The organism is Parvibaculum sp. (assembly GCF_040882025.1).
Taxonomy (GTDB): domain Bacteria; phylum Pseudomonadota; class Alphaproteobacteria; order Parvibaculales; family Parvibaculaceae; genus Parvibaculum.
In genome coordinates this window covers 1-12846 of record NZ_JBBECC010000177.1, presented here as the reverse complement: position 1 = coordinate 12846, position 12846 = coordinate 1, and the positions used below count along the sequence as shown (strand labels likewise).

The following is a 12846-nucleotide window of genomic DNA, read 5'->3' as shown; positions in this document are numbered from 1 at the left end:
ATACGGTACGCTCATTCATGGTCGTCGTCGTCGCCGGCGTCGGCAATGTCGGTGCCGTCGTCGCGGCCGGGCTCGGGCTCGGCGCGCTTGAAAACGCCGCCGGCTTCGTGCTCGGCACCGAGTTCCAGATCGCCTTCGTCTTTGCGTTGATGGTTGCGATCCTTGTCTGGCGTCACCTCAAGGCCGTGCGCCGGCGGGAGCATCTCAAATGAACCGCCTCTCCGACTGGCACATCATGGGCGCGCTCGCCATTGTCGGGCTCGGGTTACCGTTCATGGCTCCGGGTCTCATTACCCAGCTTTCGTTTCTCTGGCTGATGGTCGTCTTCGCGCTGACATGGGACATGCTGGGCGGGCGGATGGGCTACAATTCGTTCGGCAACATCGTCTTCTTCGGCATCGGCTGTTATGCGGCAGCCGTCGTGCAGCGCGACGCGGGGCTTCCCTATTTCGAAGCGCTGGGGTTCGGTCTTGCGCTCGGTGCGGCGCTCGCGGTCGCGGCGGCACTTCTGTTCGGTGCGGCACTGCTCGGCATCCGCGGTCACTACTTCGCCATCGGCACGCTCGGTCTTGGCATCACGGCAGCTGAAATCGCGGCCGGCTGGGACTATGTCGGCGCCGGTTCGGGCATGGCGCTGCCGCTATATCCAGGCGCGCTCGGCGAACGCGAGTTCTTTTTCTGCTTCTCGCTCTTTGCCGTTGCCATTGTCTGTTTCCTGACGCTGCGCTGGCTTTACAGCACGCGCTTTGGCCTCGCGCTCAATGCCATTCGCGACGATCAGGACAAGGCCGATGCGATGGGTCTTCGAACGACCCGGATCAAGGTTTTCGCCTGGTGCGTCGTCGCGTTCTTTCTGGCGATTTGCGGGGGCCTGGCGGCCAACATGATCGGCTTCATTGATCCGCGCGATGTCGCCTTTGCAGGCGCCACTTTCGGCGTCTGGATGGTGCTGATGGCAATGCTCGGCGGCAAGGGCACGCTTTGGGGGCCCGTTCTCGGTGCGTTTGTCTTTCATGTCACCCAGGAGCTTTTCTGGACCTATCTTCTCGGCTGGCAACGCGTCGCGCTCGGTCTTCTCATCGTCGTCATCGTCGTCTTTTTCCCGCAAGGGATCATGGGCTGGCTTGCCGAGCGCCGCGCGGCGCGCGAGGGGACCGCCCCATGACCGCGATGCTCGAAGTGCGTGAAGTCACCAAACGCTTCGGCGGCGTCGTCGCCAACGACCGTATTTCGCTGACCGTGCGGCAGGGCGAAATCGCCGGGCTGATCGGTCCCAACGGGTCGGGCAAGACGACGCTTTTCGGCTGCATCACCGGAACCCTTCCGGTCGATGGCGGTGAGGTTTATTTCGAAGGCCGTCCGATTTCGCATCTTCGCGCGGCGCCCATTGCGCGGCTTGGGCTGTTGCGTACCTGGCAGCAGACCCGCATCTATGGCGAGATGACCTGCGCGGAGAACATGGCGATCAGCGCCCGCGAGGCGCATGGCGGCCTGGTGTCGCTGCTCAAGCCCGTGCCGGCGGCGACGCGGGTTCGCGCAAACGATCTTCTGGCTTTCGTCGGGCTTCATGAGAAGCGAGACGAGCGCGGCGGCCGTCTGAGCTTCGGGCAGCAGAAGCTGCTCGAATTTGCGATGGCGCTGATGAACGAGCCGAAACTGCTGCTGCTCGACGAACCGACGGCCGGCATCAACCCGACATTGATCAACGGCCTGATCGACAGGCTGCGCCGTGCCAATGCCGAACTTGGCATCACGCTGCTCGTCATCGAACACAATATGCGTGTTATCATGAACCTCGCGCACCGCATCACCTGCCTGGCGCATGGGCAGGTTCTGGCTGAAGGCAGGCCTGAGGAAATCCGCGACGATCGCCGCGTGCTCGACGCTTATCTCGGAGTGGCGTGATGGCGGAGGAAAAGAACAAGGGTCTTGCAGGCGGCTATGGGAAGGGGAACGTCGATACCGTCCTCTCGGTCGACGATGTCGCGCGCGAAGCGGAGGCGATGGCGCGTGCCGTGCCGCGCGAGGAAATCCTGTCGCTTGTCGCGGGCGCGCCGCTGCTGACGCTTGACGGGCTTCACGCGGGCTACGGTGCGATGGAAATCCTGCACGGCATCGACCTTGCCGTCGGCGCGGGCCAGAGCCTTTGCCTTGTCGGTCCCAATGGGGCCGGCAAGTCGACCGTGCTGCATTCGATTTTCGGCTTCACGAAAATCACCGCCGGCCGCGTTGTCGCCGGCGCGCGCGACGTCACGCGACTGTCGCCGAGCGAAAAGCTGAAAGACGCCGGCATCGCCTATATTCTGCAGGACAATTCGGTTTTTCCCGACATGACGGTCGAGGAAAACCTGCTGATGGGCGGCTATCTGCTGGCCGACCGGACGAAAGCGCAGGCGGCGGCGGAGCGCGTCTTCGCACATTACGACCGTCTCGCCAAACGGCGCAACGAACGGGCGGGCGTGCTGTCGGGTGGCGAGCGGCGGCTCCTCGAAATCAGCCGCGCCCTCATCATGGACCCGCAGGTGCTGTTGGTGGACGAGCCTTCCATCGGCCTTGAACCGCGCATGATCGACATGGTGTTCGAGATTCTCGGCGAGTTGCAGCGCGAGCAGGGCAAGACCATTATCATGGTCGAGCAGAATGCGCGGCGCGGGCTCGACTTTGCCGATATCGGTTATGTGCTGGTTTCGGGCCGTGTGGCGCTCGCGGGCGCAGGCAAGAACCTCCTGGAAAATCCGGATGTCGGCCGTCTTTTTCTCGGCGGCTGAACGGACGGGCGACGCTTTTTTTCGCAGAAATCCTCGCTTCAACATGAACGCCGGATGAACGTGGCAGCCATGACAGGTTCAGCCATGCGTCGTCATTCTCGTCTGCGTACGGGGTACGAACGGATTATGGAAGGACAGGGAGATGAGAAAAACTCTCGCTCTTGCCGGTCTCGCCGTCGCACTCGGTTTCGGCGCACCGGCCATGGCTCAGGCGGCGGTAACGTTGCCGGCCTCCGTCGCGCTGCAGGGCGATGCGACGCTGCATCTTGTGGGCGGCAACAAGCATCATCGCAACTATTACGGGCGCGGCGATCATCACGGCTATCGCGGCTACGATCGTCATGATGGTTATGCCTATCATCACCGGCCGCCCCAAGTGGTCCACCGCTACCATCACAGGCCATGGTCCCACTGGCAGCCGCATGTGGTGCATACCTATCATTACCACTCGTTCGGCGCGCCGGTTTATTACGACTCCCATCCGCGCTACGGCGCCTACTACCATGTACGTGCGCGGGACCGGAACAATGTGGCGCTCTGGATCGGCATCAGCGCCGTCACCGGCGCGATCCTCTTCTCGCAATACTGATCGCGAGACGGCACAAATGGCGAAAAGGCCCCGTCATCGGGGCCTTTTTGTTTTCAGGGCCGCATCGTCGTCATGTAGGGGCCGAGCGCGAGAGCGCGGCGCGGCTCCACCCAGTCGAGCCAGTCGCAGAGCCGCGCTCTTGTTTCGCGCGGATCGATCAGCTCATGCACCGAAAAGCCTTCGGCGCGCGGGAAGGGCGACTGGCCGGCGGCAAGCTTCGCTTCGAGCTCGGCGCGCAGCGCCTCCGGATCGGCCGCTTCGGCGATCTGGCGCGCAAAGGCGACCGCGACGCCGCCTTCGACGGGAAGCGCACCCGTCGCCGCGCTCGGCCATGACAGCACGAAACCGTCCGGGCCGAAATGCGCGGCGCCCGCCACGCCGAAAACCTTGTGCACGATGATACTCGCCCAGGGCACGCGGCTCTGCATCACGGCGGCGATCGCCGCTGTGCCGTGGCGGATCGTCGCCGCCTTTTCCGAGGCAGACCCGATCATGAAGCCCGGCTCGTCGACGAACGAGACGATCGGCAGATGGAAGGTATTGCACATGTCGGCGAAGCGGCGAAGCTTCTGCGCGGCCGCTGCCGTCATTGCACCCGCATAGAAATTGCAGTCATTGGCGATGACGCCGACACTCACGCCGTTCAACCGCGCGAGCCCGGTGATCAGCGAAGGGCCGAAGCGTTTCGTCATTTCGAAAAAACTCGCCTCGTCCATCACCGCCTTCACGATCTTGCGCATGTTGAAGGGCTTGCGGCGGTCCTTCGGCACGACGGAGAGAAGGCTTTCGTCGGCCCGGTCGCGCGGATCGCTGCATGCGATGCGGGGCGGCAATTGCCAGACATTGTCGGGGAGGTAGGAAAGGAAGCGGGCGATGTCGGCGAGTGCTTCCTCCTCCGTTTTTGTCACATTGTCGATGACGCCCGAGCGCGCATGCACGTCCGGACCGCCGAGCTCTTCCTTGGTCAGGTTTTCGTTGAGCGCCCGGGCGACGACTTTCGGTCCGGCGATCAGTACCTGCGCATTCTCGACCATCACCGCGAAATGCGAGGCGACGAGGCGTGCGGCCGGCATGCCGGCCACGGGCCCGAGCGCGGCGCTCGCCACCGGTACTTCGCCCAGCACTTGGCCGATCGAGCGGAAGCGCGGATTGGCGAAAACCGGTTCGCCGAGCGGTCGTGTGTTGCCCTTGCCGGCCGAGCCCGCCACGCTGCCGCCGCCGCCCTCATGCAGGCGGATCAGCGGCACCTTGTAGGTCAGCGCCAGTTCCTCGGCATAGACGCTTTTCCTGAGGCCCGCCGGGTTGGGCGAGCCGCCCTTCAGCGTGAAATCCTCGCCGCCGAGAACGACGCGCCTCCCGCCGACAGTCGCAAAGCCGAGCACATAATTCGCCGGCTCGAAATCGACGAGGTTTCCCTCGGCATCGAAATGCGGCACGCCGGCGCCCTCACCGAGTTCGCGAAAGCTCTCCCGGTCGGCAAGGCCCTCGATCCGCTCGCGCAGGGTCAGGCGGCCCTTTTCATGCTGGCGCGCCACGGCCTCCGCGCCGCCCTGACGTTTGGCGAGCGCCCGGCGGCGCCTGATTTCGTCGCTTTCCTTTTCCCAGCTCATGGTGTCCGGCAGCCCTCCCGTTTGCGAAGCCCGCAAACCCTAATGTATATCGGCGGCTCGGCCAAAGCCGCCAAAGCTCCGTTGGGCAGGGAGCGGCGGCCGGTGATAGGATATGCCGAGGAAAGCGGATGGAAGGGCGATGGCCGAAACGAAAAGAATGCCGGCCGGGCGTATGGCGGAAGCCGCCGCCCAGGCGGTCGACGAAATCGAGGCCCTTTTGCGGGCCGCGCTGACGGGCGATGTGTCGCTCGGCGCGACGCTCAAATTCGTCCATCCGGGCGCCGATGTGCTGGTGATCGACGGATCGAAGACGCCCAACGAGGTACATCGCCGCGACGTGCCGGCCGATTGCACGATCCATATCGACCCGGTGCTCAATCTCAATATCTTCCAGCGTCACACCGATCAGAATGTCGCCTTCCGGCAGGGGAGGATCCGGATTGTCGGCGATCTCTCGGTCATCACGCGGCTCCGTCCGATCATGGCCCGGCGGGCAGGCGCGGTGAACGATTGAACGCGCCTGTTGTTCTCCTTCCGGAAAATCCGATGCCCGAAGGTGGCGTCGCGCGCTGGCTCGCCATGCCCGATGGCGCGCGGCTGCGTGTTTTCACCTGGGAGGGCGGCAGCCGGGGCACGGTTTTCTTTTTCGGGGGCCGTACCGAATTCGTCGAGAAATATTTCGAGGTCGTGGGCGAATTGCGCATGCGCGGTTTCTCGGTCGTTTCGCTCGACTGGCGGGGTCAGGGCCTCTCGACGCGCATGCTGGCCGACCCGCGCAAGGGCCACATCGACGATTTCTCGACCTTCGACCGCGATCTTGCCCATGTCATGGCCGAAATCGCACCCGGTTTCCCGAAGCCATGGTTTGCGCTGGCGCATTCGATGGGCGGCACCGTCCTGCTGAAGGCCGCGCATGACCATCCCGACTGGTTCGCGGGCGTCGTGCTCTCGGCGCCGATGCTGGGGCTGAAATTCTCGGGCAAGGCCATGGCGCGCACCGTGCGCGGTATTGCGACGGGTCTCGGCAGTATCGGCTTCGGCAAACGCTACCTGCCGGGCGGTACGCGCAAGGCCGCTGACGAAAATCCCTTCGAGCACAACATCCTCACCCATGACGAACGCCGCTATGCGACGCTGCAGGCGCTGATCCGTGCCAAGCCGGCGCTCGGCCTCGGTTCCGCGACCGTCGGCTGGCTCCATGCTGCCTTTCGCGCCATCGACGCCATGTCGGCACCCGGCTGGCTTGCGAAGGTCCGGACGCCGGTTCTCATCTGCGCGGCGGAGCGCGACAGCCTGATCGACGGCGCGGCGTTGCGCCATGCCGCCTCCCATCTGCCGGCCGGTGAACTTGTCGAGATCGCCGAAGCGCGCCACGAAATCCTGATCGAACGCGACCCCTGCCGCGCGGCCTTCTGGGACGCCTTCGACCGCTTCATCGGCGAGCTTGAAAAAAACTAGTTGCTCGCGGCCTGCGACAGGATGGCGAGGGCGGCCTCATGCAGCTCGCGCGTTGCCGCTGCCACCACCTGTCCGCCCTGTTGTGCGTCGCCACCCTTCCAGTCGGTCACGATGCCGCCCGCATTCTCGATAATCGGAATCAGCGCCTGGATGTCGTAGGGCTGGAGCGCGCTTTCGACCACGAGATCGAGCGTGCCGGCGGCCAGCAGACAATAGAAATAGCAGTCGCCGCCGAAGCGCCTGAGCTTCACTTTCGAACTCAATTCGCGGAAGGCCGCCTTTTCGCCGTCGAGATGGAACATGCCGGGGTCGGTATTGCCGAGCAGTGCGTCCTCGAGCTTCGTGCAGCCGCTCGTCTTCAGCGGCACGGTGCCATGCGGGCCGATCAGTTCGCTGCCGCCCGGACGGCCGAGAAACTTCTCGCCGATATAGGGTTGTTCCATCAGTCCGATCACCGGCCGCGTGCCGTCATTGAGCGCGATCAGCGTACCCCACAGCGGCACGCCCGAAATGAAGCTGCGCGTGCCGTCGATCGGATCGATCACCCAGGTCAGATCGCTCGCGCCGTCATGATTGCCGTGTTCTTCGCCCAGAATGCCGTGATCGGGATAACGTTCGCCGATGAGCCGGCGGATCGCGGTTTCGGCGTCGCGGTCGGCCGCCGTGACGGGGTCGAAGGCGTATTGCCCACGCTTGTTGTCGACGCTGAGGCCGGATCGGAAATGCGGCAGCGTCACGGCAGCGGCCACATCGCCCAACTCAAGGGCAAAGCTTGTGAGTTCGTCGATTTGCTGTGGAGAAAGCATGCAAGTTCCCGGTGGCGGACCGCGCGCATCATGGGGCGGGCGGGCGGCCTAGTCCAGCCTGTAAACCCGTTTGGCGGTGTCGTGAAAGAGCCATGCCTTTTCGCCGGCGCTCATGCCGCCCGCGATCTTCTTGAAGGCATTCCACAGCACACCATAAGAGCAGGAGAGCTTGTCGACCGGGAAATTGCTCTCGAACATGGCTCGCGCGGGACCGAAGACGTCGATCGAATGGAGATACCAGTCGCGCGTCGCCGCCACGAGTTCGTCCGAGGTCGGCGGCTTTGCGCGCTTGTGCCAACCGAAGCCGTTGACCGCCATGTTGATGCCGCCGATCTTGGCGACGACATTCGGACAGGTGGCAAGTTCGGCCACGTCCTTTTTCCATTGCGCGAAGATTTCGTCGCGCTTGCCCTCGTAAGGCCCGATGCCGATGGGCCCGCCGAAATGATCGAAGATGATCGTTGTTTCGGGATGGGCGCGGGCGAGCGATGTCAGTTCCGGGATCTGATGGTGATAATGCCAGGCGTCGAAACTGAGACCGTATTTCGCCAGCCGCGCGAAGCCCTCGCGGAATGTGCCGAGGCCGAGCAGTCCCCTGGGCGGTAGCGTGTGCGAGGCGCGCACATCGGGGCTGTCGTCGAAAGCGGAGGCGTGGCGGATGCCGCGAAAGCGGTCGGGCGCGCGGGCGAGATGCGCTTCCAGCACCGCGTCGACCGCCGCCCCCAGCCGCAAATCGGCAAAGCCGACGATTCCGGCGCAGGCGCGCATCGCGCCGAATTCGCCGCTTGCCGATTTGGCGGCGATGCCGTTCACATATTCGGTCTCGCCGACGGGTTTGAGATTTTCAGGCCCCCCCGCGCGGTACATCGACTTGCATTCGACGAAAACGGTGGCGCGGATATTGTGGCCCTGGCCCGTGTCGGCCATGAGTTCATCGAGCTCGTAGCGCGAGCCCGGATGGTCCCAGAGATGATGATGCGGGTCGATGATCGGCAGCTCGGGTTCGAGCGCCTCTTCCATAATCTGCGCCAGCCATTCCGCATTTCCCGCCATGATCGTCTCCCGTCATTTCTTTCGGGAAAGAGTGGCATTGGGGAGGGAACGAGGCAAATGGCGAACCGCGTTCACCCCGCCCGGGCGAATTTCTTGCGCTCGTTGGGATCGAGCCAGCGCTTGCGCAAGCGGATCGACTTCGGCGTCACTTCCACCAGTTCGTCCTGCTCGATATAGGCGATCGCCTGTTCGAGCGTCAGCGGCCGCGGCGGCGTCAGGCGCACGGCCTCGTCCTTCGAGGTGGTGCGGATGTTGGTCAGCTGCTTGGCTTTCAGTGGATTGACGATCAGGTCGTCGGGGCGGGCGTTCTCGCCGATAATCATGCCCTCATAGACCTTCACGCCCGGCTGGATGAAGAGCGTGCCGCGTTCCTCGATATACCAGAGCGCGTAAGGCACGGTGTCGCCTGCGCCGTTGGAAATCAGCACACCGTTGCGCCGGCCCTCGATTTCGCCGCGATAGGGCTCATAGGCGTGGAAGATGCGGTTCATCACGCCAGTGCCGCGCGTGTCGGTCAGGAATTCGCCGTGATAGCCGATCAGCCCGCGCGAGGGGCAATGGAAGATGATGCGCGTCTTGCCGGCACCCGTCGGGCGCATGTCGATCATTTCGCCCTTGCGGTTCGAAATCTTCTCGATCACGACGCCGGTATATTCGTCGTCGACGTCGATGGTCGCTTCCTCGATCGGTTCGAGGCGGTGGCCCTTGTCGTCCTCGCGGTAGAGCACGCGCGGTCTGGAGATCGAAACCTCGAAGCCCTCGCGGCGCATGTTCTCGATCAGCACGCCGAGCTGCAATTCGCCGCGGCCGGCCACTTCGAAGGCATCGCGGTTCTCACTGTCCGAAACCTTGATCGCGACGTTCGATTCGGCTTCCTTCATCAGCCGCTCGCGGATGACGCGCGACTGCACCTTGTTGCCTTCGCGGCCCGCCAGCGGACTGTCGTTGATCGAAACGGTGATCGACAGCGTCGGCGGGTCGATCGGCAGCGCGTCGATCGCGTCGGTCACGACCGGATCGCAGATCGTGTCGGCGACGGTGCCTTCCTCCAGCCCCGCGATCGCGACGATGTCGCCGGCCTTCGCCTCGTCGACCGGGATGCGCGTGATGCCGCGAAACGCCATCACGCGGGTGATGCGGCCTTTTTCGACCGTTGCCGCCTCGCCGCCCTTGGGCTTCCGAAGCACCTGCACCGGCAGGTTCGGCTTCACGATGCCCTTTTCGATGCGGCCGGTCAGGATGCGCCCCAGATAAGGGTCGCTTTCGATGGTCGTCACCAGCATCGCGAAAGGCTCTTGCTGCGAGCCGTCGGTCAGCGCTTCGGGTGCGTGGAAATGCGTGAGGATCTTGGCGAAGAGCGGCGCCATGCCGTGATCCTTCGCGTCGGGCGCGTTGAGGTCTTCGGTCGCCCAGCCCTGCTTCGCCGAGGCGAAGATGGTCGGGAAGTCGAGCTGCTCGTCGGTCGCGCCAAGCGCTGCGAAAAGATCGAAGGCTTCGATATGCACTTCGTCGGCGCGCGCGTCCGGCCGGTCGACCTTGTTGATCAGCACGATGGGGCGCAGGCCCAGCGCCAGCGCCTTGGACGTCACGAATTTCGTCTGCGGCAGCGGGCCCTCGGCCGCGTCCACCAGCAGCACCACGCCGTCCACCATCGACAGGATGCGCTCCACCTCGCCGCCGAAATCGGCATGGCCCGGCGTGTCGATGATGTTGATGCGCGTATGCACGCCGTCCTCAACCCAGTCGACGCTGGTGCATTTGGCGAGAATGGTGATGCCGCGCTCTTTTTCGAGATCGTTCGAATCCATCACCCGCTCGGCAACCTGCTGGTTGTCGCGGAAGGTGCCGGACTGGCGAAGCAACTGATCGACCAGCGTCGTCTTCCCATGGTCGACATGGGCGATGATCGCGATATTCCGAATAGACATATGACCGCCGGAGCAAAAAGGCCGCTCAGCCGCGCAAAACGAGCTTGGCGCGGGGCGGCCGGAAATTTGGCCGGGTTATAGCCTCTTGGGGCCGGGCCCACAAGGTTTCCTTCGCAGGTGCGGAAACGGGCCGGGAGACAGGGCGTTAATGCTGCCGCGCCGCCCGTTCCCGGCCCTGTTTCCCGTTCAGCCCGCTTTTCGTCCCAGCGTCGCTTTCATGATGGCTGCGCCCTCCGCCATCATCGCGCCCACCGGTTCCGCCGCCTCATGCGGCAGGAAATCCGCGATCCAGACGAGGCGGCAGCGTTCGGCGCTCTCCGGGATCACCTCGAAAGAGGCGTTATGGTGGCTCATCAGCGCGCTTCCTGTCACGGCATAGGCAAGGCGGCGGGCGTCATCGTCGAGATCGACGATCAGTTCGCGCGCAACGAACCCGTTTGCGAAGGTGACGACCCGCGCGCCGTCCTCCAGTTTCGTGTCGGTGACGAAACCGGGCACGAAGCGGGTATGGATCTGGCCCACGTCGCGCACCGCGTTCCAGACCGCGCCGGCCGGGGCGTCGATCGAAATATCCTTGCGGATCGATGTCATGGCGCTTCCTCTTATTTCAGGCAGACGGCTTCGACATTGTTGCCGTCCGGGTCGATCAGGAAGGCGGCGTAGTAGGTCGGCGCATAGTCGGCGCGGATGCCCGGTGCGCCATTGTCCTTGCCGCCGGCTTTCAGGCCTGCCGCGTGGAATGCGTCCACCGCCGCGCGGCTCGGCGCGGCAAAGGCGAAGTGAATACCCTTGGTCGCGGCTCCTTTCGCGAGATAGAGGCCGGGCACTTTCGTCCTGCCGTAGCCTTTCAGATTCGCGTCCTCGTAGCAGAGCTTCGCGCCGAGCGGTTTCAACACGGCTTCGTAAAAACCCGCCGCCTTGCCAGGATTCTTCACCTTCAGTTCGATGTGATCGAGCATGTCTCACCTCCGTTGCGGCGCGCGGGGGTCCATGCGCCTCTCGAAGGTCAGCGTGGCAGAGGCGGGCGCAGGCGTTCTTGGAGGAAGTTGCGCTTGCCCTTCGCGGCCCTCCTGAACTCGCGCGGCGAGACGCTCGCCGCGCGGCGGAAGGTGCGCACGAAGTTAGACAGATCGCCGAAGCCGACATCATAGGCGATGTCGGTGACCGAACGGTCGTCGCCGGCGAGCAGGCGCGCCGCATGGCGCAGCCGCGCGCGCAGGAGATATTGATGCGGCGTCACGCCCAGCGTCTTCGTGAACACGCGCAGAAAATGAAAGAGGCTGAGCCCCGCCTCGCGCGCCGTCCGTTCGAGGTCGATCGGGCGGTGCGCATATTCGTCCATCCAGGTCGCGGCATGGACGGCGCGCTTGCGGTCGCGTGCGCTGGCCGTCGTCGGTCCGGGCTTCCTGCCTGTCGCGATTTCCGCGAAGCGGCCGGCGAACATCAGCCCGGCCTCGTCGAGGCCGACATCGCTGCGCCCTTCGGCGGCCGCCTGTGCCAGTTCGCCCAGCACCATCATTTCCGGCAGCGGCGGCAGATGGCTCACCTGCCGCAATTCGGGCCGGCCTGCCACGATGTCGGCCAGCTCCGGGGAAAGCTTGAAGCACAAGCACTTGTCGCCGCCCGCGTGATGGTCGTGCGTGCAGACATATTCGTCGGTCGCATGGCCGATCAGCACCGAGCCCGCCACCAGTTCGGCGGCTTGTCCTTGCGTGCGATAGCCGAAGCTTCCGGTGCGGACATAGGAAATCGAAAAGATCTCGTGCCATTCGGCATAGGGCGCCGCCGCCGGCCCTGCAGGGCAGCGGTAATCGACGGCCGAAACGGCGCCTTCCTTGAGAACGGTTGCTGTGACCATGAGCGGAAATCTACATCCCGGTAGTACCGGCCGCCATCATGGTGCGGCGATGAGGTCCGGAATTGGCGAATTTTGCTGAAACGGCGCGAAAATCGGCCTTCTCTCTGATAATTTCAAAAATCCCACCCATAAAGTAATATTATTCCTAATTTATTCCTAAATTTTTCCATTTATTTGCCTTTCGGATTGACCGAATCCTGAAGCAGCGCTAGTTTGCCCGCGCTTTTGGCGGCGACGTGCTGGAAAAAGCCCGGATTCCGGCGGTTCTCCGCATTGTCTGCCTCCGGATTCTGCCCATTATGCCCCGCAAGGACCCGGAGGAACCTCTCGCATGTCCGCCCCGCGCGCCTCCCGTCTCTATGTCGTGGCGCTGGTTGCCATTCTTTGCCTCGTCTACACGGTGAGCCAGTTCCTGCGCTCCTCGACGGGCGTCATCGCGCCCAATCTGACGGCGGATCTCGGGCTGCAGCCGGAAGAGCTCGGCATTCTTTCCGGCGCCTTCTTTCTCTCCTTCGCGCTGATGCAGATTCCGGTCGGCATCCTGCTCGACCGCTATGGCGCGCGCCTCACCATGATCGGTTCGGTCGGCGTTGCCGTTCTCGGTTGTCTGGTCTTTGCGATGGCCGAGGGCCGCATGGGCCTCACCGTCGCGCGTATTCTGATGGGCATCGGCTGCTCGGTGATGCTGATGGGCCCGCTGATGATCTATCGCCGGTGGTTTCCGGCCGACCGTTTCGCGGCGCTGACGGGGTTGCAGATTTCGATCGGCACGCTCG

14 protein-coding genes and 1 pseudogene are annotated in these 12846 nt (G+C 64.0%); 8 read left to right on the top strand and 7 right to left on the bottom strand.

Translation table 11 applies throughout. The annotated features are described in order from the left end of the window. The 5 genes and pseudogenes from WEB61_RS12810 to WEB61_RS12790 form a co-directional block, all read left to right on the top strand. Nucleotides 1-212: pseudogene (locus tag WEB61_RS12810) on the top strand (branched-chain amino acid ABC transporter permease); the annotation flags it as partial. After that, nucleotides 209-1165, top strand: coding sequence for a branched-chain amino acid ABC transporter permease (locus WEB61_RS12805; RefSeq protein WP_368064725.1), 957 nt, complete (start codon nucleotides 209-211; stop codon nucleotides 1163-1165). The pseudogene WEB61_RS12810 and the gene WEB61_RS12805, both read left to right, overlap by 4 nt. Beyond that, complete coding sequence (locus tag WEB61_RS12800; protein ID WP_368064724.1) at nucleotides 1162-1905, top strand: ABC transporter ATP-binding protein; 744 nt, start codon at nucleotides 1162-1164, stop codon at nucleotides 1903-1905. The genes WEB61_RS12805 and WEB61_RS12800 overlap by 4 nt, the downstream gene beginning before the upstream one ends. Further along, nucleotides 1905-2768 (top strand): ABC transporter ATP-binding protein, encoded by an 864-nt coding sequence (locus WEB61_RS12795; protein WP_368064723.1) that lies wholly within the window; start codon nucleotides 1905-1907, stop codon nucleotides 2766-2768. Before WEB61_RS12800 ends, WEB61_RS12795 begins: the two co-directional genes overlap by 1 nt. 142 nt (nucleotides 2769-2910) lie before the next feature. Continuing rightward, nucleotides 2911-3357, top strand: coding sequence for a hypothetical protein (locus tag WEB61_RS12790; RefSeq protein WP_368064722.1), 447 nt, complete (start codon nucleotides 2911-2913; stop codon nucleotides 3355-3357). A 53-nt stretch (nucleotides 3358-3410) separates the two neighbouring features. Here WEB61_RS12790 and WEB61_RS12785 read toward each other — a convergent pair whose 3' ends face one another. Continuing rightward, nucleotides 3411-4967, bottom strand: coding sequence for an acyl-CoA carboxylase subunit beta (locus tag WEB61_RS12785; RefSeq protein ID WP_368064721.1), 1557 nt, complete (start codon nucleotides 4965-4967; stop codon nucleotides 3411-3413). A gap of 139 nt (nucleotides 4968-5106) precedes the next feature. On the opposite strand from WEB61_RS12785, the gene WEB61_RS12780 reads away from it, so the two are divergent. Both WEB61_RS12780 and WEB61_RS12775 read left to right on the top strand, forming a co-directional pair. Then, nucleotides 5107-5481: an SCP2 sterol-binding domain-containing protein gene (locus WEB61_RS12780; protein WP_368064720.1), complete on the top strand. Its 375-nt coding sequence runs from the start codon at nucleotides 5107-5109 to the stop codon at nucleotides 5479-5481. A 32-nt stretch (nucleotides 5482-5513) separates the two neighbouring features. Beyond that, nucleotides 5514-6425: an alpha/beta fold hydrolase gene (locus WEB61_RS12775; protein WP_368064719.1), complete on the top strand. Its 912-nt coding sequence runs from the start codon at nucleotides 5514-5516 to the stop codon at nucleotides 6423-6425. On the opposite strand, the gene hisN is transcribed toward WEB61_RS12775, so the two are convergent. The 6 genes from hisN to WEB61_RS12745 all read right to left on the bottom strand — a co-directional run bounded on the left by hisN (nucleotide 6422) and on the right by WEB61_RS12745 (nucleotide 12070). Continuing rightward, a complete protein-coding gene (gene hisN / locus WEB61_RS12770; RefSeq protein WP_368064718.1) occupies nucleotides 6422-7231 on the bottom strand; it encodes a histidinol-phosphatase in 810 nt (269 codons plus the stop codon). The genes WEB61_RS12775 and hisN overlap by 4 nt on opposite strands. A gap of 48 nt (nucleotides 7232-7279) precedes the next feature. Continuing rightward, nucleotides 7280-8284 (bottom strand): amidohydrolase, encoded by a 1005-nt coding sequence (locus WEB61_RS12765; RefSeq protein WP_368064717.1) that lies wholly within the window; start codon nucleotides 8282-8284, stop codon nucleotides 7280-7282. Nucleotides 8285-8355: 71 nt separating this feature from the next. Continuing rightward, nucleotides 8356-10212 carry a translational GTPase TypA gene (typA, locus tag WEB61_RS12760; protein ID WP_368064716.1) on the bottom strand — a complete coding sequence of 619 codons (1857 nt, stop codon included), beginning with the start codon at nucleotides 10210-10212 and terminating at the stop codon, nucleotides 8356-8358. Between the two features lie 186 nt (nucleotides 10213-10398). Continuing rightward, nucleotides 10399-10803 (bottom strand): SRPBCC family protein, encoded by a 405-nt coding sequence (locus tag WEB61_RS12755; protein WP_368064715.1) that lies wholly within the window; start codon nucleotides 10801-10803, stop codon nucleotides 10399-10401. 11 nt (nucleotides 10804-10814) lie between these two features. Next, nucleotides 10815-11171, bottom strand: coding sequence for a VOC family protein (locus WEB61_RS12750; protein WP_368064714.1), 357 nt, complete (start codon nucleotides 11169-11171; stop codon nucleotides 10815-10817). 47 nt (nucleotides 11172-11218) lie between these two features. Beyond that, nucleotides 11219-12070, bottom strand: a complete 852-nt coding sequence (locus tag WEB61_RS12745) for a helix-turn-helix transcriptional regulator (protein WP_368064713.1) — start codon at nucleotides 12068-12070, stop codon at nucleotides 11219-11221. A 331-nt stretch (nucleotides 12071-12401) separates the two neighbouring features. Between WEB61_RS12745 and WEB61_RS12740 the strand changes: the two genes are divergently transcribed. Then, on the top strand, nucleotides 12402-12846 hold a 445-nt coding region (locus tag WEB61_RS12740; RefSeq protein WP_368064712.1), incomplete at its 3' end, for an MFS transporter.